The 24,785-nt window shown below is 35.1% G+C and carries 19 protein-coding genes, 1 tRNA gene and 1 pseudogene; 2 read left to right on the forward strand and 19 right to left on the reverse strand.

The features are described 5' to 3' along the window. Positions 1–116: pseudogene (locus DFQ08_RS16430) on the reverse strand (IS110 family transposase); the annotation flags it as partial. A gap of 432 nt (positions 117–548) precedes the next feature. Between DFQ08_RS16430 and DFQ08_RS13245 the strand changes: the two are divergent. Further along, positions 549–719, forward strand: coding sequence for an HIT family protein (locus DFQ08_RS13245; RefSeq protein WP_262508906.1), 171 nt, complete (start codon positions 549–551; stop codon positions 717–719). A 184-nt stretch (positions 720–903) separates the two neighbouring features. Here DFQ08_RS13245 and DFQ08_RS13250 read toward each other — a convergent pair whose 3' ends face one another. The 11 genes from DFQ08_RS13250 to DFQ08_RS13295 all read right to left on the reverse strand — a co-directional run bounded on the left by DFQ08_RS13250 (position 904) and on the right by DFQ08_RS13295 (position 14,032). After that, positions 904–1,839 carry a DUF6371 domain-containing protein gene (locus DFQ08_RS13250; protein WP_114310523.1) on the reverse strand — a complete coding sequence of 312 codons (936 nt, stop codon included), beginning with the start codon at positions 1,837–1,839 and terminating at the stop codon, positions 904–906. Positions 1,840–2,132: 293 nt separating this feature from the next. Beyond that, on the reverse strand, positions 2,133–3,170 hold the full coding sequence (locus DFQ08_RS13255) for an AAA family ATPase (protein WP_114310524.1): 1,038 nt from the start codon (positions 3,168–3,170) through the stop codon (positions 2,133–2,135). After that, on the reverse strand, positions 3,170–3,310 hold the full coding sequence (locus tag DFQ08_RS16220; RefSeq protein ID WP_181858413.1) for a plasmid mobilization protein: 141 nt from the start codon (positions 3,308–3,310) through the stop codon (positions 3,170–3,172). Before DFQ08_RS16220 ends, DFQ08_RS13255 begins: the two co-directional genes overlap by 1 nt. Positions 3,311–3,552: 242 nt before the next feature. After that, positions 3,553–4,884 carry a tyrosine-type recombinase/integrase gene (locus tag DFQ08_RS13260; protein WP_245935439.1) on the reverse strand — a complete coding sequence of 444 codons (1,332 nt, stop codon included), beginning with the start codon at positions 4,882–4,884 and terminating at the stop codon, positions 3,553–3,555. A 109-nt stretch (positions 4,885–4,993) separates the two neighbouring features. Next, positions 4,994–5,066 (reverse strand) — tRNA-Met (locus DFQ08_RS13265). Positions 5,067–5,237: 171 nt separating this feature from the next. After that, positions 5,238–6,080: a leucine-rich repeat domain-containing protein gene (locus tag DFQ08_RS13270; RefSeq protein WP_114310526.1), complete on the reverse strand. Its 843-nt coding sequence runs from the start codon at positions 6,078–6,080 to the stop codon at positions 5,238–5,240. A gap of 136 nt (positions 6,081–6,216) precedes the next feature. Further along, positions 6,217–6,399, reverse strand: coding sequence for a CPXCG motif-containing cysteine-rich protein (locus tag DFQ08_RS13275; RefSeq protein ID WP_114310527.1), 183 nt, complete (start codon positions 6,397–6,399; stop codon positions 6,217–6,219). Positions 6,400–6,408: 9 nt separating this feature from the next. Further along, a complete protein-coding gene (locus DFQ08_RS13280; RefSeq protein ID WP_114310528.1) occupies positions 6,409–7,725 on the reverse strand; it encodes a TolC family protein in 1,317 nt (438 codons plus the stop codon). Continuing rightward, complete coding sequence (locus DFQ08_RS13285; RefSeq protein ID WP_114310529.1) at positions 7,715–10,912, reverse strand: efflux RND transporter permease subunit; 3,198 nt, start codon at positions 10,910–10,912, stop codon at positions 7,715–7,717. The genes DFQ08_RS13280 and DFQ08_RS13285 overlap by 11 nt, the downstream gene beginning before the upstream one ends. Then, the gene (locus DFQ08_RS13290) at positions 10,912–12,045 is read right to left on the reverse strand and encodes an efflux RND transporter periplasmic adaptor subunit (protein ID WP_114310790.1); all 1,134 of its coding nucleotides are present in this window, start codon (positions 12,043–12,045) and stop codon (positions 10,912–10,914) included. The genes DFQ08_RS13285 and DFQ08_RS13290 overlap by 1 nt, the downstream gene beginning before the upstream one ends. 79 nt (positions 12,046–12,124) lie before the next feature. Next, positions 12,125–14,032, reverse strand: coding sequence for an ABC-F family ATP-binding cassette domain-containing protein (locus tag DFQ08_RS13295; RefSeq protein WP_114310530.1), 1,908 nt, complete (start codon positions 14,030–14,032; stop codon positions 12,125–12,127). A gap of 110 nt (positions 14,033–14,142) precedes the next feature. On the opposite strand from DFQ08_RS13295, the gene DFQ08_RS13300 reads away from it, so the two are divergent. After that, positions 14,143–14,562 (forward strand): DUF983 domain-containing protein, encoded by a 420-nt coding sequence (locus DFQ08_RS13300; protein ID WP_114310531.1) that lies wholly within the window; start codon positions 14,143–14,145, stop codon positions 14,560–14,562. On the opposite strand, the gene DFQ08_RS13305 is transcribed toward DFQ08_RS13300, so the two are convergent. The 7 genes from DFQ08_RS13305 to topA form a co-directional block, all read right to left on the reverse strand. After that, positions 14,546–15,589, reverse strand: a complete 1,044-nt coding sequence (locus DFQ08_RS13305; protein WP_114310532.1) for an NAD(P)/FAD-dependent oxidoreductase — start codon at positions 15,587–15,589, stop codon at positions 14,546–14,548. The genes DFQ08_RS13300 and DFQ08_RS13305 overlap by 17 nt on opposite strands. 146 nt (positions 15,590–15,735) lie before the next feature. Continuing rightward, the gene (gene porN / locus DFQ08_RS13310) at positions 15,736–16,647 is read right to left on the reverse strand and encodes a type IX secretion system ring subunit PorN/GldN (RefSeq protein ID WP_114310533.1); all 912 of its coding nucleotides are present in this window, start codon (positions 16,645–16,647) and stop codon (positions 15,736–15,738) included. Between the two features lie 56 nt (positions 16,648–16,703). After that, the gene (porM, locus tag DFQ08_RS13315) at positions 16,704–18,287 is read right to left on the reverse strand and encodes a type IX secretion system motor protein PorM/GldM (RefSeq protein ID WP_114310534.1); all 1,584 of its coding nucleotides are present in this window, start codon (positions 18,285–18,287) and stop codon (positions 16,704–16,706) included. Positions 18,288–18,336: 49 nt separating this feature from the next. Beyond that, positions 18,337–18,978: a type IX secretion system motor protein PorL/GldL gene (porL, locus tag DFQ08_RS13320; protein WP_114310535.1), complete on the reverse strand. Its 642-nt coding sequence runs from the start codon at positions 18,976–18,978 to the stop codon at positions 18,337–18,339. A gap of 81 nt (positions 18,979–19,059) precedes the next feature. After that, on the reverse strand, positions 19,060–20,406 hold the full coding sequence (porK, locus tag DFQ08_RS13325; protein ID WP_449441479.1) for a type IX secretion system lipoprotein PorK/GldK: 1,347 nt from the start codon (positions 20,404–20,406) through the stop codon (positions 19,060–19,062). Positions 20,407–20,571: 165 nt separating this feature from the next. After that, positions 20,572–21,738 (reverse strand): formimidoylglutamase, encoded by a 1,167-nt coding sequence (locus DFQ08_RS13330; protein ID WP_114310537.1) that lies wholly within the window; start codon positions 21,736–21,738, stop codon positions 20,572–20,574. 6 nt (positions 21,739–21,744) lie between these two features. Beyond that, on the reverse strand, positions 21,745–24,303 hold the full coding sequence (gene topA, locus DFQ08_RS13335) for a type I DNA topoisomerase (RefSeq protein ID WP_114310538.1): 2,559 nt from the start codon (positions 24,301–24,303) through the stop codon (positions 21,745–21,747). Positions 24,304–24,785 lie beyond the last annotated feature (482 nt).

Genomic DNA, 24,785 nt, shown 5'->3' on the forward strand with positions numbered 1-24,785 from the left:
TGACTATTTGCTGATAGAAGTTTAGCGAAGTTTTTAAAGCCTGATATCGTGTTTTTAAACTGGTAATAATTACCTTCAGAATCGGTGACATCAAAAACCAAATGGCTAATGTCTATTTATTCATATTTTATTATTTTATTAATTAGGTATTCATGATGTGCTTCGCAGTTCAAAATATTTAATATCTTTATTCATAAGAAAATGATTTTTGAAAGGACGACTACCCAAGTTTCAATGACTTAAAATCGAGGTCTAAAAGCCTCATAGAACTGTACGAAATCTGTGTAGTAAAAGAGAGGGGATTTTCAATGTTGACGAGATCTGTAGTCTCTGCGTATATAATAACCTTATTCCTCTCTTTTGTTCTTTCTAATTTATAGATCTTAATTTAGTGTTTTTATTAAAATGCTAACTTAAGACGTGTATATTTTATTACTGCCTTCTCGTCTACTTACAAAATCACTCTCGGGTTCTCTATTTGATATGTATTTGCTAAATTAGTTGCTGAAATACGTAACAAATTATATAAGATATTCTTCTAGCACACGATAGAAAAAGAATTTACTCCTGATGGATATAATATCGGGATGAATTGTGGTAAAGTAGCAGGACAATCAGTAATGCATTTTCACTGCCATATTATTCCAAGATATCAAGGAAATATGAAAAACCCTAAAGGAGGAATAAGACATTGTGTAGAAGGAAAAGGTACTTATTAAAACCCTATTTTAAGCTTGGCACAATTAATTAGCTGTATTTTAAAATTAAAAATTATCACTATCTACAAACTGCCTACGGATTGACCGGGTTTATAAGCTTAGTACAACTACCATTTTCAGAGAGGTCTTTTTTATTCATACATAACAGGTACTATTCAATGAAGTAAAATCATTATCTAACTGATTAATAATCTTTGTAAATAAAATCTACCAAATCATCTCCATCACATAAATCTACACGCTCTAAGAAGTCACTAGAGATTATATTAAAGCCTTCTTTATTTAATATTTTAGATTTATGCTCCCAATCTTCAAAACATGACTTATCAGGAAATGCAATTACTTTTCTATTCTTTAATGGTTTGAGCATCTTTTCTTTAAATCCGGCCTTAGAACCTGTTGCCATCCATATATAATTTGGAGATAAAATATCCATTACAAGTGCTGTTTTTTCAGCCTCTACCACCGCAATGATCTTATCCTCATCTTCATGTAAAAGGTGTAAACCAAACAAACATTGCTGTAACACAAATGACGAATTTTGTATTACATTTGTATTACATTTTGAATTTGACGTTAATATTTGACTACAATCACTGTCAAAATCCTTCTTTTCTAGTATTTTGTGCATCCATGTAATATGGGAATAAGGCTTTTTTACTCTGCTTCCTGTAACACCATTATAAAGCATAATTTTTCCTGCCTTTATTCTCATAAATTCATCAATCTGCCAAAATACAGTTCCACCCTCCCAATAATTTGAAGACCCCAAACGGTATCGTTTTATCAACTTTTCTATTTGAACTTTTGAAAACCTTGTTTTTAAATATTTTACAAAATTGTTGTTTTCATAATTGTTACAATATGTTTTTATAACGCTGTCGTCATGGAAACTAGGCGTTATAATCGGTTTTGATAGCTCAGATACATCAACTAAAGTTAAGTTGCCTTTAGGACCTTTGTGGTAACCGCATTTAGACTCTCTGTCACATCTTCCAATGTGTGAATCTAAATAGTTATTAGACATATTATCTATATATTTCACAAAAGTCCTTTTAGAGCAACTAGGGCATAGAAATTTTTTACTTGAACGATCTAAAGAAAATTTAAATTTATTCATACTCTACTAATTATCGTAATTCGTAATATTCGTAATTCGTAATATTCGTAATACTTATGTTCCCTACGAGGCTACGATTATTACGAATTGGGAATCTATGATTTAGGTTAAAAAAGGTTCTGCATTAGGAACTCCAATGCATCTTTATCTGAAAACATCACATGACCTTCAGAAGATGAGTCAGGGATTTTAATTTCAAAATCTTGCTTCAACATATTATACAGTCTCGTCCTTTCCTCAACGGTAAGTGATTGACTAACGGTATATACTGTTTCAGCATTCATTAAAAATCGTTATGCTATTTTCTTTAAACGATTTCTAATGGTTCCCTCACTTACACCCAGCTCCATGGCTATTTTTGTATTTGTAAGTCCTTCATTTTTTAATTCCAAAATTTGAGAGTCTCTTTCCTTAAAAGTATTAGCCTCAAATGTTCTTAAATGCTCCTGTTCTGTAGAATAACCAAGAAACTCAAATTTTAAAAAATTATAAGGTTGAGATATTCGACACATTACTACGTTATTCTCATGATATATTTTTTCCGTATTGCGCTGTTTTATTTGCTTAACATAACGAATATCAGGCTCAGTAGCACTTTCACCAATAGCAAACGCACTATCACAAAAATTCATAAGCATTTTACTACCCGCAAGATCATTTTTTGTTATTGGGTTGATAGCATTACGCTTTGGAGTATGCGCTAGAACGATAATTGTAATACCGTAATTACGGTTTAGCTTTTTAAGATGCTTCATAATCAAAAGAGCGTCCTTAGCACGTTCATTATCACTCTTTAGGAATGTGATATTGTCTATAATCAACACTTCTGCTTGATGCTTTTCAACTACGGTAGAAAACGAATGGTTTAAATAATCTTCTATACAATCAAAATTCTTAGGTAGTTCCAAATCTGGATCAATTTCCGCTCTCAAAAAGTTATTATGAAACATATAATGATTCTGATAATTTTGTGAATAACGTTTTTCAAATTGTTTATCAGACAACTCAAAGTCTAAGTAAGCTACTTTTTTAGGAGCAGTCTCTATTTCAAATCCTTCAATAGAAATTCCTGAACTAATACTGTCAGCTATTTGAACGGCTAGAATAGATTTTCCTACATTAGTATCTGCAAAGAGTACAGATACTTCACCTTCATAAATAAACTCTGAAAACAGCATTTTAGGAATAGGTCTGGATTTTGCTTCATCCACCCAAGTATTTGCAGGTTTTACTATGAGACAGCCAGTAACTTCCTCACGTTCGACAAATTGTTTTTCGGTTGCTTTACAAGAAGTTGAAAATTCTTCTATTTTGTTATAAAAATCTCGCATTACAATAAAATAAATTTTGGAATTGATTTTTCTCTAATGTATTCTGAAATTGACAGCTCTAATTTTTGAGCAGCAGCTTCTAATTCTAAATAATCTACCTCGGAAATTCGAAGCGTAATTGTTTTACTTTTTTTATTCATATTATTAAATTTTTAAATCTTTTATAATTGATTATAAAACAAACATATAACTCTTATTTTTAACGGTTGACGGTTCTCTACGGTTCCCGACGGTTTCCGACGGTTTCCGACGAATTTAGTCGGATTTAGTCTGTTTTTTTTTTAGATAAGTGAGCCAATTTCAAAATAAAATGGATAAAAAAGAGAAAACCTTAGCTGGAAGCTAAGGTTGAATTAGGAATAGATGGTTAATAAAAAACTAGTTAATTATTAAAATATTTTGAAAAATCTTCAGGTAGTTCTGCATCAATATCTCTTAAATACTTTTCAAGAGCCTCCATGGTATTATGACCAGTAATTTGCATTAATGCACTTTTTGCTTCGTAAGGCGTTTTTTCCTCTCTTAAAGAACGATACAGTTTAGTCACAAATGTATGCCTAAAGCTATATAAACCATAATCAGACCCAAGATTGAAATGATCCTTAATTTTTTTATATCTCTTAGAAAAGTGATCCCTCTTATAGTCATCTGAAATATCCCACACTCCTCCAATGCCTTGAGGCGTAAACAAACTCAATGAAGGATCTTTAAATGATAAATCAGGGAGACTTTCTATGAGTATATTAGGAATAATTTTGATTTTAACTGGTTTATTCTTTGCCCGAATATACATTTTAGAATCCTTTACATCTATATCTCCTACTTTCAGCCTACATATCTCTATAGGGCGCAGAAAACCATAAGCAATAAAGTGGACAAAGGTGAGTAAAATTTGATCCTTTTCTTCCAAGTAATTCAATATCTTATCCAGTTCACTAGATTTATAGGTTTTATTTCGTTCTGGATTTGATTTTAAAACATTGATCTGCTTGACAAAATTGACATCAATAAGATCATTATCAAATAAAACCTGAAATAGAGATGAAATATCAGTCCTGGAATTATTTCTATTTCTCGCACTTGTTTTAATAAGAACCTCGTTTAAATATTCAACAACCACTTTTTTAGTGATCACTTTAATATCTTGAGTTTCCTTAATATTATTTGCCTTCAACCATTTTCTAAATTGATTGATACGGCTCTTATAACGTGAATACGAATTAGCCTTTAAAGTTTGTACTTTAATCGACATCGCTTTATCAAATGCCTCTTGGATAGAGTGTATAACCACATCATTAACATGAACCTCTTTCGTCACTTCTTTTACAACCCCTTGATCAACCTTAGTTTCTCTATGATTTATTTCATTGGACTTAAAAGAAAGCTTATCTCCGCGCTCTAAAAGAATTAAAAGGTCATCCTTTAGGTCTTTATTGTCTGCATACGGGTTATACCCACGATCTAAAACGAAGACTAATGCTTTTTTTATTTGTTTGAGAATTAAAAGACGTTCTTTTTTCGTAGTAAGAAGGTTGGCTCCAGCCTTAATATTAGGTTGTCTTTTTAATTTTTGAGTTTGAGGATCACGATAAGAATAATACACATACCAAGCTTTAGAAAGCGCTGCTTTTTGTTCAGACTTTTTTAGTGAAGACCATTTAGAGACGTCAACACCACCTGTGTATATTTTAGGTTCTGTGTAGGTTAATTTCATCGGGTAATCGTGTACTGTATCGTGTACTGCACGCAAAAATACGGAAAACGAAGACATAAAAAAACGGATTGTGAGACACAATCCGTTGATTTTAATGGCTTTCGCCTTGTAGCGGGAACTGGACTCGAACCAGTGACCTTCGGGTTATGAGCCCGACGAGCTACCTACTGCTCTATCCCGCGATGTTAATCAAAAAACTATATTCTTAGCTTTTAACTTTCGGTTCATAATGCCGACATATCGTTTAGCGAATGCAAAGATAACACTTATTTTCAATTACCAAAGCATAAATCAAAAAAAATGCTCAATTATTTTTATTGAGCATTTTTAAAGATAGTTATCATGGCGAATAATTAATCTTCGTCGTCTTCAGTATCTAAGGTGGCTAATGCCCCTTTACTGTTTATTTCATCTAGATCAAAGTGTACAATATTAGGAAGTTGCGACTTCAATGCGGCAAAGTTTCCTTTAAATTGATTTTGACCTAATAGCAAGGTTTTTAAGTTCGTAAGCTGTGCCAATTCATTTGGTATTTCACCATAAAAGGCATTATTAGAAAGTACTAATTCTTCTAAAGCGGCTAAACCACCTATTGATGAAGGAATAGTTCCTAGTAAGCGATTGTCAAAAACACTTAAAACCTTAAGCGATTTTAAACCCGAAAGGCTCGCTGGTAATTTTCCTTGTAATTGATTACTGCTCAATAATAAATTTTCAAGTTGAGTAAGGTTCCCTAAACTTTCAGGAATCTCCCCATTGAAATCATTATTGTACAACTCTAGAGATTTCAACTGCAATAAACGTCCTAAGTCTTCTGGAATTTCACCACTAAAACGATTCGAAAATAATTTGATTTCCTCTAACGTCGTCATACTTGATAAGGACTTTGGCAATTCGCCTTCTAATTGATTAAAGGCTAAATTTAAAATTCTTAGGCTGTTTAAATTTGAAATGGATTCTGGCAACTCTCCTTTTAAGTTATTAAAACTTAAATTAATGGCCACTACAGCATCTCGCTCTAAAGTAATGCCATGCCAAGTGCTTACCGGCTGATCTAAGTCCCACGATTGGTTCCAAGCCTCACCTTGCGTTGCTTTGTATAAATCTATCAGTGCTGATTTTTGACTTGGACTGACCTCTGCGAAGCAAAATACTGACATTAAACAGAATAACAGCGTGATCTTTAATGTTTTCATAAGTGTTGATTTTTTGCGTGGAGGGACACAAATACACAACGAATATAGACGCAAATACTTTAAACGGCAAATTTTTTCGACGAACGGTAATCTGTTTAATAATATTTTACGCGTTTGTACAAAGTCATAAGCGCATTTACTGCTCTATATTATCGGCTTGAAAACTTAAGATATTTTGATTTTCGGTATGAACCGAAATTTGAATGGGATTACAACAGATTTCACAGTCTTCAATATACTGCTGCGTTGTTTGGGACACATCAATAAGCATGGAGATGGTTTCCCAACAATACGGACATTGAAAAAAATGTTCGTGCATTGCGGTATTTTAAAATTGAATGTTTAAGAGCTCTCCACTAAGCTTGAGGACTTCTAACTCGGATAATTTGGCTTCAAATTTTGCCGCATTTCTACTCAACTCTACACTTAATAAATTAAGTTGGGCTTGTCTGAACTCAATAGAATTAACTTGCCCGATTTTAAATTTCTCTTCGGTACGTTTAAAATTATTTTCAGCCGTTATAATATTCTTCTCCTGAATATTATAAATTTCTAATTTGTTCATATAATTATCCCAAGCATTATTGAAATCGCGCTCAATACTTAAAAGAATGCTTTCCTTTTCTAATTTCTGAGTTTCTAAATTCACCTTAGCATTTCTAACCGCTATCATTGTAGAACCGCCATCAAACAAATCCCAACTTAAATTTAAACCTCCAGAAAGCCCTGTATTGGTGGACACCCCCACAAAGGACGCGGCGTTATTGTTACTCTTATTCCAGCCGTAAGTCCCCGTCAATCCAATGGTAGGCAAATAACCCGATTTGCCTGAACGAATATCTAACTCGCTAATGGCAATATTGGTTTCGGTTTGCAATAAGGCCGTATTGCGTGCCTTTGCTTTTTCAAACAAACTATCTTTTTGTAATTGTATTAAAAAGTCTACCTCGGTTTCAACGTCGTAATCCAAGGTATAGTTAGCACCTAGAACCAGTTTTAAGTCGCGCTTTGCATTTTTAATATCTTGCTTAATATTAATGATGTTAATACTATCGTTATTGATATCAACTTCAGCATTTAAAACCTCCAACTTGGTGTTTTGACCGTACTCAAACTGATATTCCGCACGTACCAACCTATCTTTAGTAATCCTTAACGTCTCCTTTAAAGTGTTTAAGTTATCTGTAAGTTGTGCCACATTATAATAAACCGAAAAGAGTTGTAATATGGTATTCTCAATAGTTTCTCGGGCTTGAAGTTCCGATAATTTATAGGCTTCCTTTAATCGCTTATAGTTATAATGTCTGCCTAAACCATCAAACAAAGTGTAGTTAACATTAATACTAGCGTTGTAATTAGAACTCTCGGCGCCATCTAAAATCGTACTGGTCCCATCGGAAAATTCGGCCTCAGTATTATTAATATTATAGGTGGCCCCTGCATTACCTGTAACGGTAGGTAAAAACCCCGTATTTAAAATACTGGTATTATTCTCAGCAACTGTTACGGCATTTTTGGCAATTTTAACCCCATAATTGTGCTCTAAAGCTAAAGCTACAGCCTCGTCTTTTGTTAAAACCTCTTGTGCATGGATACTAAAACCATAGCACAGACATAGCGTAATAAATTTAAATTTAGTGCTCATTTTCTTCTTGTTGTTCTTTTATTGCACGCTCTACCTCTTCTTTAGTCACCGAATTTCCTGTAGCTAACCATTTTACATTCTTTTTTATTGTGTTACTAAAAGAGAGAAATAATGGTAAAACTAATAGGGTTAGTATGGTGGCGTAAGCAATTCCGAAGGAAATAGAAATCGCCATCGGTTTTAAAAATTGGGCTTGTCTACTTTTTTCTAATAATAAGGGTGCTAATCCTGCTATTGTGGTTAACGATGTTAAAAAGATTGCTCTAAATCTCGATTTCCCTGCTTCAGATATAGCCAAATCAAACGCCATACCTTCTTTTAGATTACTGTTGAATTTACCAATTAAAACTAAACCGTCATTAACCATAATCCCAATTAAAGCAATTATACCTAATAGACTCAACACATTAACCTGAAAATCTAATAACCAATGTCCCCAAGCCACAGCCGTCATACTAAACGGAATAAGCAGTAATAATAAGAAGGGTTGTGAATAACTTCTAAACGTAAAGGCAATAGTAATATAAATTAAGATTAGTATAATTGGCCCGGCCACACTCAGCGAACTTGTAAGCTTAGTAGCCTCCCTATTCTGGCCTTCGTACGAAGTATTTACAGTCGGATATTTGGATTGCAATTGGGGAATAAAATCTGTTTTAATATCTTCAATGATATCTGTTGCACTAGAACTAGGATCTTTTAAATCGGCATACACCTGAATTTCACGTTTTCCTTCTAAATGATTAATAGCCACATCTCCCCTAACGATTGAATACTGGGCTATGTCGTTTAAGGTCACGCGCTCTCCTGTTGGCGTTACAATACGCATGGCATCTAAATCGTTAATAGAACTACGATTATTTTTATCGTAACGGACCCAAACTTTAATTTCGTCTTGTCCTCTTTGAAAACGTTGGGCTTGAGCTCCAAAAAATCCTGAACGTATCTGAGCCATTACGGTTTGTAAATCTAAACCTAGTAAATACGCACTTTCTTTTAGTTCTAAACGAATTTCTTTAATCCCCGCCGGATCATTATCTCCAATATCCTTTAATAAAGGATTGGTTTCCATATATTTTTTAAGCTCTAATTTTGATGCTTTTAATTCTTCAATATTATTACTCAATAAGGATACGGACACCGGACTTCCCCCAAAATTTCCTCCTGATCCATAAATAAGACGTTCTGTACCAATCACCGGCCCTACTAATTCTTCTAAACGGTCTGTAATTAAATTGGCTTTAATTTCATCTGGACGCTCTTCTCCGGGTAGTAAATTAATTCGTAATCGTGCACTAGAACTACTGTTGATCTCTACAATCGTGTTTTCAAACAATTCTTTTCCTGTGCCTTTAAGGTATTTTTCCGTAAGCTCTTTATTAACAATAAAGGACTTCTCTTCAATCATAGAAATGATAGAATCTGTAATCTGTACATTAGTCCCTGCTGGCATTACGAGTTCAATATTAGCGGCATCACTAGCAATTCTAGGAAAAATGGTAATACCAATAATTCCTCCTAATAAAGAACCAAAGGTTAAAACCAACAAGGCCACAAATACCCCTAATGAAAATATTTTAAATCTTAAAACCAGATCTAAAAGTGGCGTATACACTTTGTCTCTTAAAAAAGACATTAGCTTATCGCCTCCTTTATTAATAAACCTCATAAAGGAGAAGAATCGTTTTATTTTAGAAGGGTTTTCATCTTTCTTCTGAACGCGTAAGGCTTTAGAATGGGCTAAATGCGCTGGTAAAATAATAAGGGCTTCTATTAAGGATACGATTAAGGTTAAAATAACAATCACCGCCACTTCACTAAAGAATTCCCCGATTCTACTATCTAAAAAAAAGAATAACGAAAACGCTAAAAGGGTTGTAATAATGGCAGACACTACCGGCGGAATCACTTCAATGGTACCATCAATAGCAGCACGTATTGGACTTTTCCCTTTTTCGTAGTGTTGATAAATGTTTTCAGCAATTACAATACCGTCATCAACAAGAATTCCGATTACGATAATCATTCCAAACAGCGATAATACGTTTATCGTAACATCAAACTGCGCCGCAAACATAAACATTCCTAAAAATGAAATTGGTAAGCCAAAAGCCACCCATACCGCTAAGCGGGTGTTAAGAAAGATGGACAAAAATATTAAAACCAATAGCATTCCTACAATAGCATTCTCGGTTAATAATTGAGTCCGTTGTTTTAAGGTTACAGACAAATCACGAACCACATCTAAACGAATATTAGCGTGTTTTTCATTGTAAGAGGTTAAATAGTCATTTACCTTATCTGCTGAACTAATTAGATCTTCATTATTCGTACTTGTAATGGCTATATTAACCGCTAATTCTTGATTAAAATAAGTAGCATTTGGTGTTTCTGAAAAACGATCTCTAATGGTGGCCACATCTTTAAGCCTTACCACTTTTCCGTCTGAAGATGCTCTGACCACAATATTAGATAATTCACTACCATAATATTGTTTGTTATTGGCACGGATTAAATATTCTTCAGCCTCGGTTTTCACATTTCCACCTGTAACTAAAATATTAGCGCGGCTCACGGCAGCTGCTACCTCACTAAAGGTGATATTATAAGCCAACAAATCAATTTCATGAACAGCAATCTCTATTTCTTCATCGGGAAATCCGGATAATTCAATTTGAGAAATCCCGTCAATAGCTCTTAAATCGGTTTCAACTTGTCGTGCTAATTGTTTTAAAGTAACTAAAGGAATGTCCTTTCCACTGATGGCGAACGAAATAGTTTCTCGTACTATTTCTTCTTTAGAAACCACCAAAGGCTCCATCCCTGTTGGGAAAGTAGGCACCCGATCTACAGCATTTTTAACTTCAAGAAGCATGAAATCAATATTTTCTCCTTTTTCTATTTCTACTGTAATAGAACCGCTATTTTCTTGTGATGTGGAAGTAACACGGTCTACCCCTTTAAGACCTTTTAAATTATCTTCAATTTGAAGCACAATCCCTTCTTCTATTTCTTGTGGTGATGCCCCAGGATAAGCAATAGAAATATTAATAATTTTGGTTTCGGTTAAGGGAAAAAACGAAGACTTCAATGAAAAAAGCCCTATAAAACCAAAAATTACAAATGCAACAATAAGAACGTTTACCGCAACATGATACCTAATAAAATACTCAATTAATTTCCTCATTATTGCACGGCTTCAGGGATTTCAGAAGTATTCGCAGCTTTTACATGCATTCCGGCATAAGCTCCTGGTACGGGCTTTTTTAAAATCAAAGTACCGTTAGGGACGTCTTTTAAAACCACCTTTTCATCAGAAAAATGCACGGGCTTCACGCTAATAACATCGAGTAAGCTGTCTTTAATAACATATATTTCCTCGCTATCTAATAATAAGTTTCTATCCACTTCAATGGCATTTTCAACCTTTTCAGCATCGAGTTGAGCTTCAAGATACATACCTTCTTTAAGATCTTCATGTTCCACTTCAATATAAACCGTAATGGTCTGTGTTGTGGCATCTATACTTCCGTTAATACGGGAAACTTTCCCTTGGTAGTCTTTTAAATTATCTAAACTGGTTAAACGAACCGCTTCTCCTTCCTTTAATACATCTGCAAAAGATTTACTTATAGCCACTTCCATTTCATACACAGAAGGATTAATAAACTCGCCTAGTTTCTGACCACTTCTTACTAAAGATCCTTCGGTAACTAAAGCTTCGGTAAGAATACCGTTAAAGGGTGCAGAAATTCTATATTTCCCTAAACGTTGTTCTAAATTCTTTACGTTATAATAGGCACTAACAATACCACGACCGGTAATAAAATAGTTTTCTTTTTCTGCTGAAATTTCAGGAAGTTTCGGGGTGGTTTTATTTAAATCGAAACTATTAAGGTAGGTTTGCCATTTCTGATAGACTTCCGGAAAGTCTAAACGCAGGTCAGGCATAATAGCCGCAATGCTATTGTACAAATCACTTTTGGCAGATTGTACACTGGCATAGTATTCTGAAGCATCTAAACGAATTAAGGTTTCGCCTCTATTAAATTTTTGCCCTGGTTTAAATAATTTTGAACCCCTTTGAAAAATACCTTGAACTTCAGAGTACAACTCTACACGTTCCTTTGCTACCAAATTACCATTAGCCGCAATGACCAAAGGAACGGTGGTATTTTGCACATTTTGTACCAACACTGTTTTTACCACTTTGGGCACTACAGGCTTTGGTTTATGCTTATTAGCAATTAAATAATTAGCTACTAAAAATGCCCCTAAAATTAGGGCAACTCCTAAAACGGATAAAATTATTTTTCTCAACATAAGGCAGTTAATCGTAAGTAATTTACAAAACTAACCTTATAGCGAAGTGAATGCGTTAAAAAAATCTTAATATCAACTAAGAAAGCCGGTCTAAATCTTCTTGTACCACTTCCCAGTCGCTCATAAGCTGTTCTAATCTCTTCTTCTTCCCTTGGTACTCATCAAAAAACTTAGGGTCTGAGGCCGTCTTATCGTAGTCCGTTGCCAGCTTAACATCATCAGCTTTAAGCTCTTTTTCTAACTGATTAATTTTAGACTCTATATTACTGAGTTTATTATTTAAAGACTTTAATTTCTTTTGGTCTTCATAACTCTGCTTATTGCTCTCCTTAGGTTTATCTGCAACCACTGTACGCTTTTCTGCTTCTCTAAGATTTTCTAGATTACGCTGTTCTAAATAAAAGTCGATATCCCCTAAGTATTGTTTAATGTTCTGATCTTTAAATTCGTAAACCGTATCAGTAAGCCCTTGAAGGAAATCTCTATCATGCGAGACTAAAATTAGAGTGCCTTCAAATTTAATTAAAGCCTCTTTTAAAACGTTCTTAGATTTAATATCTAGGTGATTGGTAGGCTCATCCATTATTAGAACGTTTAAGGGCTGTAATAATAGTTTTGCCAAGGCTAAACGGTTACGCTCCCCTCCAGAAAGCACTTTAACATACTTCTCTACTTCTTCTCCTCGGAATAAAAACGACCCTAAAATATCACGTACTTTACTTCTATTGGTTTCATTGGCCGCATCAATCATCGTATCTAATACGGTTTTATTACCGTCTAAATACTCCGCCTGATTTTGTGCGAAATACCCAATTTGAACATTATGACCAAGAGTTAATTGACCTTCATGCTCTAAATCGCCTACTATAATTTTTGCCAACGTCGATTTTCCTTGACCATTCTGTCCTACAAAAGCGGTTTTTACATCGCGGGCTACAGATAGATTTACATTATGTAAAACTTGAAGATCACCATATTTTTTAGACACATTTTCCATTTCTACTACGACCTTTCCTGGTGTAATAGAAACCGGAAAATTTAAAGTCATAACACTATTATCATCTTCATCTACTTCAATACGATCAATCTTGTCTAACTTTTTAATCAGCGATTGCGCCATGGTAGCTTTAGAAGCTTTAGCTCTAAACTTTTCAATAAGCTTTTCGGTTTGCTGAATTTGCTTTTCTTGGTTTTTCTGTGCCGCCAGTTGTTGGGTTTTCATCTCCTTACGCAATACCAAAAATTGCGAATAGGGTTTATTATAGTCGTAAATACGCCCTAAGGAAATTTCAATGGTACGGTTGGTCACATTATCTAAAAACATTTTATCGTGAGATACAATAACCACAGCACCGCTATACCCTTTTAAAAAGTTTTCTAACCAAATAATAGATTCGATATCTAAGTGGTTGGTGGGCTCATCTAAAAGTAACAAATCATTATTCTGCAATAATAATTTCGCCAATTCTATACGCATACGCCATCCGCCGGAAAAGGTATCGGTTAGTTTATTAAAATCTTCGCGTCTAAACCCTAGACCTTGTAAAATCTTTTCGGTTTCACCTTGATAATTATACCCCCCTAATATTTCGTATTGATGTTGTACATCATTTAAGTCTACCATAAGTTGATGGTAGGTGTCACTTTCGTAATCGGTACGTTCTGCTAACTGAATGTTGATATCTTCTAGTTGCGCTTCACAAGCCTTAATTTCTTTAAAAGCTTCGTAAGATTCTTCTAAGACCGTTTTTCCGAAGTCAAAATCAATATCCTGCTTTAAGAATCCAATTTTTAAACTCTTATCCGCAGCAATCTGACCCGTATCGGGTTCTTGCTCTTTAGAAAGAATTCTTAACATGGTGGATTTCCCCGCGCCATTTTTACCAATTAAACCAATACGATCGCCAGGACCTAGTTTAAATGTGATTTCTTCAAAGAGGTATTCGCCTTGAAAGGATATAGAAAGATTGTGGATGTTTAACATAGATATAATAAATATGACAAAGGTCTTTAGGTGACAATTGTTACAATGGATCGGCAATAAAGTTTTATCTTTACTGCGTCTTAAAAAACGTAAAAATAAAGGTTTTAGTTATGATTAGAAAAAGAATGAAACTTTATAGTATTCTTTTTGGTGTTTGCCCAAAATGTCATCAAGAATCCATGTACGTCACCAAGAACCCTTATGTCCTTTCTGATGTGATTAAAATGAAAGAAAAATGTTCACATTGTCATACCAAATATGAGATTGAACCTTCTTTTTTCTATGGTTCAATGTACGTGAGCTATGCGGTAGCGGTTGCATTTGCGGTTGCTGCTTTCATCATTACTTTTGTGATTTTAAACTTTTCTTTGACCGTTGCTTTTGTGGCCATTGTGCTCACCTTAATCGGTTTTATGCCTATTATTATGCGTTTATCTCGTAATATTTGGATTAACTTCTTTATGAGTTACAACAAAGATTTGGTGACGAAAAGTAAAACCGAAAAAGACCTCGCTAAGAAAAGCGCTTAATATCAATTTCAGGATTTAAAGCCTCTCCAAATTCAATATATCTGAATAATTGTTGTGCCACATACGGTGCAATCATAACCCCACGGGTCCCTAAACCATTTAACACATAGAGTTGTTGTTGTGTCTCATGCTGCCCAACTAAAGGTCTACGATCTTTTACCGTAGGTCTTACACCTGCCACATGGTCTACAACCTCAAAATCACAGGTGACAAAGCTTTTTAATTTTGAAATTAATTCCGCTTTAGCCTCTTCTGTAGGGGTATTGGTTTTATCCTCGTTATTATAAGTCGCCCCCACATGATACAAGTCGTCGCCTAATGGAATGACAAACACGGACGATTTCAGTGCTTTGTCTAACTTTAATTCTGGCGCTTTTATGGTAAGAATTTCGCCTTTAGATCCGGCTAAAGGAATGGTTTTAAAATAAGGATTATGCTTCACGCCAAAGCCTTCAGCAAAAATAATCTGTTTTGTGTTTATAGCTTTATAGCCCACTGTCTCACCTTCAAATTGAATAAGATCATGCTTGAAAGTCGCTTCTATAAGCCGATCTTGCTGTTTCAATGAAGCCTTGTAATTTGATATAAGCGTTTCGGTATCAATTCGACCAGCGTGGAGTACTTCCCCAAATCCAAAAGGAGCGTCTACAGAAGGGTTGTTGTTCTTAACTAATGAAGTCGATAGATAAGGCTCTAAAAGTGGCTTATCTGAAGCCGTAAACCATTTGTTCTGTTCTTCAATAGACGTAAAGCGTCTTAAAATAGGAAGTTTATAATCGAAGTGACTTTGGGTCTCTGCTTCAATCTTCTCATAAAGCGGAGCGGCCAAAGCAAGTTGTTCCTTGGCTTTCCAAACGGCTGAAAATCGTTTTAAGATTACCGGATTATAGAGTCCGGCTGCCACCTTAGAAGACCTTTGGGATTCATCATCAAATACCACAAAACTTTTATCATTAGCCTTTAACATTTCGCAAAACGAAATGCTTGCTAAGCCACAACCTACAACAATATAATCGACGTTTTTCATGCTTACAAATGTAAATAAATGTTTGCCAAGATTCTTGTGATAGGCGCCCTAATCTTTAGAATTATAAGGACCATCTCTTTTAAAATAAGACCAAAAAAAACGCCCACTTAAAAAGTGAGCGTTTATATCATTTATGTCTTAGCTAATTAGTAGCTCCACATATCTTGTTCAAAGTTTCTAATTTTGTCTTTGATTTGTTCTGACTCTAATAATTGCATTAGAGAGTTTTCAGCAACGTAATCTTTAACTTCTCTATCACCGTAAACGTTAGCTTCTTTATAAATAACAGAGCTAAAACGTCTGCTGTTTAACAAGTGATCAAAAGATAATGGCACTGCGCTATTCTTATTATTAAACGCCTTAGCATCATGAAGAATATCTCTTATTTCTGGAAAAAAGATCCAGAATAATCCGATAGGTTCTTTATTAGCTTCGTCTTCAGAATCAATAAAGTTCACATCTGGAGCTGCAGGTGCAATTCCTAAAATACGATACTTTAATTCCCCTTGACGCTTATCAAAATACCAAAGTCCTTTAACTAAATAAGAGTTGATATCAGCTGGTCCAATTTCTCTACGGATTACGTACTCTTCAGGAATTAAAGACGTGTCAGAAACCCCTTCGGCGTTCATCCAGTCAATCCCTTCATCCATAATTTCCTCTTTTCTTAACGTCGGTAATAAGTCCTCCATAGTACGCTCTTCTGTAAAATAAGAATCTGCATATACTTTTGGAATATTTCCGTTATTAACGTTTTCCATAATAACCATATATAAAGACTTTCTGTCTTCACCTAAGTTATCTTCGATAGGGAAATATAATGGGAAGTTTGCACGCTCATCTAAAACAATCTTTTCCCAAGTCATTTTAGAAAATAAGATATCTCTATCACCAACATATCCATATTCTAAAGGCTTGTCGTTATCTAGAAGTAACTGTGCTTCAGTTTTCATACCAATTTCTTCTGGTATTTTGGCATTAAGGATATTAGCTTGAGCAAACATAGTGTTTGCGGCCAATACACCTATTCCTACACATAAAAAGCTTTTTAAATTCATCTTATCTTTTATTATAATTTGGGATTTTGTTTTAAGGACAATAGCTAATTTAATTCTTAGTTTGTTACCTCAACCGTTACAGGGTTCACACCTTTTAAACGGTAAGAGCTATTGCCTTGAATTTTCGCTTGAATATCAAAGATTGTTATAACATCACCAGAACGTGCTCTGCCGATTGCTGATTTTGCTTGACTATTCATTTTAGTTCCAGCTACAACTACTGTAGGCTGCCCAGGTACTTTTACTTTAAATGACGTTACGTTGATTGGTAAATCAAAAACAAAGTCATCTAACTTAGCACCAACAGTACCAATTGATAAGTTACGTTTAGGTAATTTTACTAAACCATCTTTACCTGCAATTGTTCCTGTAGGCTTTGGAATATCTTTAATTCTAAAAGTTTGCTTATCGCCAACTTTTGAACCGTCATCTAATGTTGCAGTAACACTAATAGTTACTTCTCTACCAGAACCAGGATTCATTGTGTATTTACCAATACCTGAAGCTTTAGATAAACCAGCTCCTGAAGCATTTACTTTATTATCTGGAACACCAGCAAAAGAAATAGTCATTGGGTTAGCAACACCACGATAAACAACATTCATCTTGTCTGCAGAAATGGTTGCAGATTTTGGTCTTGGTACAACAACGTATTGTCCATTAAAATCGATTGGCAAATCTTGACCCTTCTCAGAGAACGTAAATTGACCATTAATATCATGCTCACCAACATTACCAACTTTAAATTCAATACGAGCAGCACCTGTAGAATCAATTGCTCCTTCTCTATTTAAATCTAATTCATTATCGCCTACTTTTAATTTTGTAGGGGTAACGTTAGCATACTTACCAAGTACAACTCTACCTGTAAACGTTTCTCCTGCGAAAAATGCATTTTTGTCTGGAATAACGATCGCAGTATAGTTTTTCAATGAAGTTACTTCATCAACTGTATTCCCTAAAAACACATTGTAAAGGTTGGCCTCAGTAGCTTTAATATCATTTTGCATAGCCGTAAGCTTAGTATATGATGCTACAGCTGGAAAACCTTTAAAGTTATATTCTAACCAGCTCTGACTTTTACCTTCTTTGTTTTTCATTTCAGCCGTTGTAAAACGGTTCTCCAAAGTTTCTTTAGCTGGGTTAAAAGCAACATCTTCACCTAATACGTCTCTAATATCAGACTTGTATTTTTCAATTCTTGCTACAAATGCTTCTCCTGTTTTTGTTAAACGATCACCTGTAAACCAAGCTTCGTCTAATACAGTACCTTTATCCATCTTTTCAGCTGGTAAAAGTCCATTTTCTTTGTACTCTTCTGCGTATCCTCCTTTATCAAGGATCATTTTCTTTTGAGTCTCTAAAAATGCATAGAACTCATCTGATAATGAACTGATTTTTTTAGCATTGCTATAAGTTGTACCAAATTCATTTGGTTTCTCTTCTGCTTGCTTTTCTAATCCTTTTAATAAAGTTGTATTTGAATTTACCGCTAATTCATTTGCATTTTCAAATTTCTTATCAAATAGACTAAACGCTGATAATATTTCTTTACTTGCTGTCATTGCAATCATAGCAATGAATACCAAATACATCAGGTTAATCATTTTTTGCCTTGCGGACTGTTTTCCTCCTGCCATTCTAATTCGTTTTTATTTATTAATTAATAGTGATTATAAAAAAAACTAATTAGTTCTTGTTCATTGCAGATAACATACCTCCGTAAACACCGTTTAAAGATGATAAGTTAGATGCTAATGATTGCATTTGTTCTTTTAACTTAGTTGCGTTTTCAACAGCTTCTTCGTTGATTGCTGCTTGACGGTTAGCAGACTCTACTTGGATTTTGTAAAGGCTATTTAAAGACTCCATTTGTGCTGCTGCTAAAGACATTTCTTCGCTATATTTCTTTTGAGATGCCATAGAATCTACAGTTGGAGAAATTCCTTTTGCTGCTCCTTCAAAGTTTTTGATGCTATCACCTAAGCTTGCCATAAGTGCACCATCAATTTTAGCTTCTTTTAATAAGTTGTCTAATTTCTTAGATAACATACCTTCAGCATCTTTAGGCTCTTCAATAGCTTTTGCTGATTTTTTAGTTCCTACAGATTGTCCTCCTGCTAATTCTGGGTAGACTAAAGACCAATCTAAGTCATCACCTTGCTTTTCAAAAGCAGAGATTGTAAATACGAGTGCTTCAACAACCATTCCTAAAGTAAGGATAGCAGATCCATAAGGCCAGTGTTGGATCTTGAATAATGCTCCAACAATTACAATTGCAGCTCCTAGTCCATAGACCATATTCATTGTTGATAATTTCTTTTTTGCCATGATTTTAAGTTTTTTAGTTTAAATGAGCTTGGTTAGTTAACACTCATTTTAGGATTAATATTTAAGTTTAAGTTAATTAATTTAATTTGTAGCAGCATTTTTAGTTACCTCAGTACCCATATAATCTTGTACTGTTCTGAACCCAATGTAACTTCTTGCTGAATCTGCATATTCGTAATCTCTAGAACTTACTTGTAAATAATAAGCAACATCTTTCCAAGACCCACCTCTAACGACTTTACGTGCGTTATCTGGATCATTTACGTTAGGATTAATTGACGAAGCGTACTCATATGAAGCTGGGTCATAAGAACCGTTTACCCATTCTGAAACGTTACCAGCCATATTGTATAAGTTAAAATCGTTAGGATCGTAAGAATCTGCTTCTACTGTATATAAAGCTTGATCGGCAGCATAATCACCTCTTAAAGGCTTAAAGTTTGCCATAAAACATCCTCTATCATTTTTCGTGTAAGGTCCACCCCAAGGGTATGTTGCCCCTTGTAAACCACCTCTTGCAGCATATTCCCATTCTGCTTCAGAAGGTAATCTGTAAGAGTTAACAGGTTGTCTTCCTCTTTTCTTTCTATCTGAATTGTGGTATAAAGTTCTCCACTGACAGAACGCTTGTGCTTGTTTCCAAGACACACCAACTACTGGGTAATCACCGTAAGCATCATGCCAAAAATAATCGTTGTGCATTGGTTCGTTATAAGAGTATGCGAAATCTCTAATCCAAGCTGTTGTATCTGGATAAATCTCAACTTCTTGTTGCACTACAACTTCAGAACGCTTTAACCCTCTATTTTTTGCCGCTTTTTGAATATCCATATAGGTATATTGAAATTTAAATTGCTTTACATCCCAAGTACGTTGCCCGTTGTAAGATTCCTCTAAAGGCAAGTACATACCATCCATAACCTCAGCATAAAGCTCGTCTGGATATTCGCTAGTATCGAAAATTAATTCAACATCACGGTTAATTTTTCTTTGCTCGTTACCATAAGTATTTAACATGTAGCTTTCGTAAGCATTAAGATTCTCAGGATCAGAATCTACATAAGCGAACTCTCCGATATCTCCATTTCCAGGAGTTTTACCTTCTAAGTCTGCCATCTCAGCTAATTTTAATCTAAGCGTAGAATCTCTTACCCATTCTACAAACTGACGGTACTCACTGTTGGTGATTTCTGTCTCATCCATGTAAAATGCACGAACGGTTGCGGTTTTGGTTGGGGCATCTTGTACGCCTGCTAAATCATCATCTGATTTACCCATAATAAATGCTCCTCCTGGCACCAATGTCATTCCATAGGGCTTCTCCGGGTGCCACTGCTTACCTTGTACACCTACCAGTTGTCCTCGGTCTCCAGAATTACAACTGGCTACCATTGCTAGTACTGCGGTTAGTAAAATAAACTTCTTAATATTCATAGTAACTCTAGGTTAAATTAGTCCTTATTATTTTTGAGGTCGTAAACATATTTATATATTTCCGAATAAACAACTTTTTTTAATTTTTTTTTACACTTCACCCTAAAAATTAGCATTTCATCGATTAAAAAAGTGTTAAAATCGGATAAACGGCTAAATTTAAAAGCTATTCTTCCTGTAAGCTTTATACCAACGTTCTGGGATTTCTCCGCGAGTGGCGTCAATATAATCGGAATGCATGCATGGTAATAACGTATGCTTTTTTAATTTATTATTAACATTTGGTAAAAATGGAATCTCTATCCACCAACGCCCTGTTTTTAGGCTTTTGAAAAATATCAATTCATCTTCTTCCACTAAAACGTTAAATTTTTGGTAATGGTTTTCGTTATGAAAATCGTCATCCTTAACACGGCAATTAACACCTTCTATAAAATACCACACCATTTGTGCAATTAACATGGAGGTTGCGCTATCATTTGTAGAGGCATTGTATTCGTAGATCCCAAATGAAGAGACCTTATTACTAATCCCCGCATAACGACTAATAGCACAGATTTCTTTTCCTGAAAATCCATTTGGCGAATATTTCTGACTTTCGCTCACTTCGGAAGCGCGTACGGATTTTAAATCTATAGAAACAATATGGGCATCGCGCATTAAAGGTTCTACTCTACTGACGTTTCCTGAAATCTCTCCTAAACGATACGCTTCAAAATACAGTTTTTCTAAAAGGTCTATTTCTTCTTGAGAATTGAAGTAAGTCTGATAACCAATGGTGGTGTAGTTAAAAAGATTGTAAGGCTCTTCAACAATAACCTTCCCTACATAACTATTGTTTCTTATCGGTAAGTTAGCGTCGCCTAAATCAAAATTAGTATCCACACTCACAACATTTACCATAGGCAGTAGCCCATCGTAAGCGCGATAATTAGCATAGGTTAAATCTTGGCTTCCGCCTAAGATAATTGGAATGATTTGTTTTTCTACAAGTCCGGTAATTGCGGTACGGATTGCAAAATAGGTATCATCAACCGTTTCCCCGGGTTGTATATCCCCTAAATCGGCCACAGTAGTGTGCCAATTTCCAGGAAATAGGGTATAAATGGTTTTTCTAACCGCATCAAAATTTACAGGAGCGCCCACATAGTTGACGTCGTTTCTGTTTTCGAGCACCCCTATGATTGCCATTTGCACGCCTTCTAAGTCAGGCATCCCATCTTGGCGAGAATGGATCTTTATTTTTTTTCCTAGCGCTTGTTGTGCGGTTAAAGCATTATGAGCGATAACGGCGTCTGATACTGGCGTAAGAAAAGTAAAATTCATATTCAATTACTTCTTTTTTGTCGTTGTTTTCTTTTTAGCCGCGGTCTTCTTCGTCGTAGTCTTCTTAGTAGCGGTCTTTTTAACGGCCTTCTTTTTGGTCGTTTTCTTTTTAGGCGCATTCTTTTCAAGTAATTCCATGGCCTTCTTCAATGTCATCTTACTTACATCGACCGTCTTGGCTAACTCTACTTTTTGTTTGCCTTTGATAATATTATGCCTACCCCAACGTGCTTTTTCTACACGAACACCTTCTTCTTCCCAGTTATGGATAACCTTATCAATTTCTTTTTGAATCTTATCTTCAATAAGGGTTACAATATCTTCATCAGATAAATTGTCCCAATCGTATTTTTTATTTACATTAATAAACATGTTGTTCCACTTAATAAAGGGTCCGAAACGGCCTTTCCCTTTAATAACATCCATGCCTTTGTATTCGTAAATAGGAGCGTCTGCTAATTCTTTTTCCTTAATATACACTAAGGCTTCATCCATCTCTACACTTAAAGGATCCACACCTTTTGGAAGCGACACAAATTTATCCCCAAATCTTACATATGGTCCAAAACGTCCATTATTAACCTCTACATCTTCATCCTTATAAGTTCCTAAAGCTTTAGGCAGCTTAAACAGATCCATAGCTTCTTCAAATGTAATAGAATTTAATTGTTGGTCTGGCGATAAACTTGCAAACTTAGGTTTATCCTCATCATCCATTGTTCCTATTTGCACCATAGGCCCAAACTTCCCTAAACGTACACTAACCTGACGTCCGGTTTTAGGATCTGTCCCTAAAACACGCTCTCCAGATTCGCGATCTGCATTTTCTTGCACGTCTTTAACATGCGGATGAAACCCGGTATAGAAATCTTTCATCATTGCTCTCCAGTCTTCTTTACCTTCTGCAATATCATCAAATCGATCTTCTACCTTAGCTGTAAAATTGTAGTCTAAAATGCTTTCAAAATGATTGACCAAGAAATCAGTAACAATCATCCCAATATCTGTAGGAACTAGTTTCCCTTTATTAGAACCGGTTTGTTCGGTGAGGCTATTTTCTTTGATTTTCTGTCCTTCAAAAACCAATTGCTTATAGCTTCTTTCATCCCCTTCATGCGTTCCTTTTTCTACATAATTTCTATTCTGAATGGTAGATATTGTTGGCGCATAAGTAGACGGACGTCCAATTCCAAGTTCTTCTAATTGCTTCACTAAAGAAGCTTCCGTAAATCTTGCTGGCGGACGTGTAAAACGTTCCGTTGCAGTGATGTATTTATTCTGAAGGGCTTCACCAACTTTTAAATCTGGTAAAATACCTTCTTGCTCTGCATCTTCGTCATCCGTTCCTTCTAAATAAACTTTTAAAAAGCCTTCAAACGTGATGATTTCTCCATTAGCTGTAAATTGATCGCTAATTTGATGTTCAGAATTAATTTGAATCTTAAGATTGGTACGCTCTAATTTGGCATCACTCATTTGAGACGCAATAGCACGTTTCCAAATTAAATCATATAATCGGGCCTGATCGCGTTCTGCATTTACCGTATGGTTTGCAAAGTCTGTTGGTCGTATTGCTTCGTGAGCTTCTTGTGCCCCTTTTGTTTTTCCTTTGTAATTTTTAGGATTGCTAAATTCGGCCCCATAAGCTGAAACAATTTCTTTCTCAGCACCTTTTTTTGCTTCGTCAGATAAGTTAACACTATCTGTTCTCATATAGGTAATAAGACCGGCTTCATACAAACGTTGTGCATTGGTCATAGTTCTACTCACGGAGTAGCCTAACTTACGTGAAGCTTCTTGTTGTAATGTTGACGTGGTAAACGGTGCCGCTGGTGATTTTTTAGCAGGTTTCTTTTGTAAATCTGCTACCTCATAAGAGGCTCCTATATTATGTTCTAAAAAGGCTAAAGCTTCTTTTTCAGAATTAAAATTCTTAGGAAGTTTGGCTTTAAATGAATTGCCATTCTCGTTTGTAAATTCTGCATCAATACGGTAAGATGCCTTCGCTTTAAACGCTTGTACATCGCGCTCACGTTCTACAATTAAACGTACCGATACCGATTGTACACGACCTGCAGATAACCCGCCTTTTACTTTTCGCCATAATACCGGAGAAAGTTCATAACCAACAATACGGTCTAAGACACGTCTTGCTTGTTGCGCATCGACTAAGTTATAATCAATACTGCGTGGGTTTTCAATAGCCTTGTTAATAGCGGTCTTAGTAATCTCGTGGAAAACAATACGTTTCGTCTTTTCTTTATCGAGCTTTAACGTTTCCGCTAAATGCCATGCTATCGCCTCTCCCTCGCGATCCTCATCACTAGCGAGCCATACAACATCTGCTTTCTTTGCTAAATCCTTTAGCTTTTTAACGACATCCTTTTTATCTTTAGACACTTGATATTTCGGCATAAAATCGCCTTCTACATCAACGCCTAATTCTTTGGAAGGCAGATCTGCAATGTGTCCAAAACTGGACTCCACCTTATAATCTTTTCCTAAAAATTTCTCAATGGTTTTTGCCTTTGCAGGGGACTCAACGATAACAAGATTCTTCGACATTCTTAACATTTTACGTTTACAAATGTATATGAATTTTAAGATACAATCCTAATTTGATAATAAATAGAATGCATTTTATCGATAATAAATAAACGATGCAAGAGCATTTAAGCTATACCAAGAGCCGACTTATTAGGTTAATAAAAATTAATAAGTTTGAAGATTTTGTCTAAAAACTACCCCTTCCTTTATAATAAGACCAACATAAACGCATGCCTTTCGCGTCTACTACTCCAACTTCGTTTTATGAACAAGGACAGGACAAGGCTATGCGTGTTAAAAAATTAAATCTGTCCTTATTATATAGACCTTTTAAAACTTAAGACCGCCCTAAACCTATTCCCTATAAAAGCAAGTCCAAGCCTTAAACCCTACGGACTATAAAACGACCTTCATAAATTATAACTGCCACTTTGTCACAATCTATAAAATAGTATTATCTTTGTAACCTTAAATACGAATTAAAAAAGGAGCTATTCCGG

The sequence above is a fragment of the Winogradskyella arenosi genome (assembly GCF_003337305.1).
Lineage (GTDB): Bacteria > Bacteroidota > Bacteroidia > Flavobacteriales > Flavobacteriaceae > Winogradskyella > Winogradskyella arenosi.

What these genes read in the sequence shown, in the direction of transcription:
- DFQ08_RS13255 (WP_114310524.1), bottom strand. Translation starts at nt 3,170, where the DNA reads ATGCGAGATTTTTATAACAAAATAGAAGAATTTTCAACTTCTTGTAAA.
- DFQ08_RS16220 (WP_181858413.1), bottom strand. Translation starts at nt 3,310, where the DNA reads ATGAATAAAAAAAGTAAAACAATTACGCTTCGAATTTCCGAGGTAGAT.
- DFQ08_RS13330 (WP_114310537.1), bottom strand. Translation starts at nt 21,738, where the DNA reads ATGAATTTTACTTTTCTTACGCCAGTATCAGACGCCGTTATCGCTCAT.
- DFQ08_RS13285 (WP_114310529.1), bottom strand. Translation starts at nt 10,912, where the DNA reads ATGAGGAAATTAATTGAGTATTTTATTAGGTATCATGTTGCGGTAAAC.
- DFQ08_RS13280 (WP_114310528.1), bottom strand. Translation starts at nt 7,725, where the DNA reads ATGAGCACTAAATTTAAATTTATTACGCTATGTCTGTGCTATGGTTTT.
- DFQ08_RS13250 (WP_114310523.1), bottom strand. Translation starts at nt 1,839, where the DNA reads ATGAATAAATTTAAATTTTCTTTAGATCGTTCAAGTAAAAAATTTCTA.
- DFQ08_RS13275 (WP_114310527.1), bottom strand. Translation starts at nt 6,399, where the DNA reads ATGCACGAACATTTTTTTCAATGTCCGTATTGTTGGGAAACCATCTCC.
- topA (WP_114310538.1), bottom strand. Translation starts at nt 24,303, where the DNA reads ATGTCGAAGAATCTTGTTATCGTTGAGTCCCCTGCAAAGGCAAAAACC.
- porM (WP_114310534.1), bottom strand. Translation starts at nt 18,287, where the DNA reads ATGGCAGGAGGAAAACAGTCCGCAAGGCAAAAAATGATTAACCTGATG.
- DFQ08_RS13270 (WP_114310526.1), bottom strand. Translation starts at nt 6,080, where the DNA reads ATGAAAACATTAAAGATCACGCTGTTATTCTGTTTAATGTCAGTATTT.
- porL (WP_114310535.1), bottom strand. Translation starts at nt 18,978, where the DNA reads ATGGCAAAAAAGAAATTATCAACAATGAATATGGTCTATGGACTAGGA.
- porN (WP_114310533.1), bottom strand. Translation starts at nt 16,647, where the DNA reads ATGAATTTAAAAAGCTTTTTATGTGTAGGAATAGGTGTATTGGCCGCA.
- DFQ08_RS13295 (WP_114310530.1), bottom strand. Translation starts at nt 14,032, where the DNA reads ATGTTAAACATCCACAATCTTTCTATATCCTTTCAAGGCGAATACCTC.
- DFQ08_RS13260 (WP_245935439.1), bottom strand. Translation starts at nt 4,884, where the DNA reads ATGAAATTAACCTACACAGAACCTAAAATATACACAGGTGGTGTTGAC.
- DFQ08_RS13305 (WP_114310532.1), bottom strand. Translation starts at nt 15,589, where the DNA reads ATGAAAAACGTCGATTATATTGTTGTAGGTTGTGGCTTAGCAAGCATT.
- DFQ08_RS13300 (WP_114310531.1), top strand. Translation starts at nt 14,143, where the DNA reads ATGATTAGAAAAAGAATGAAACTTTATAGTATTCTTTTTGGTGTTTGC.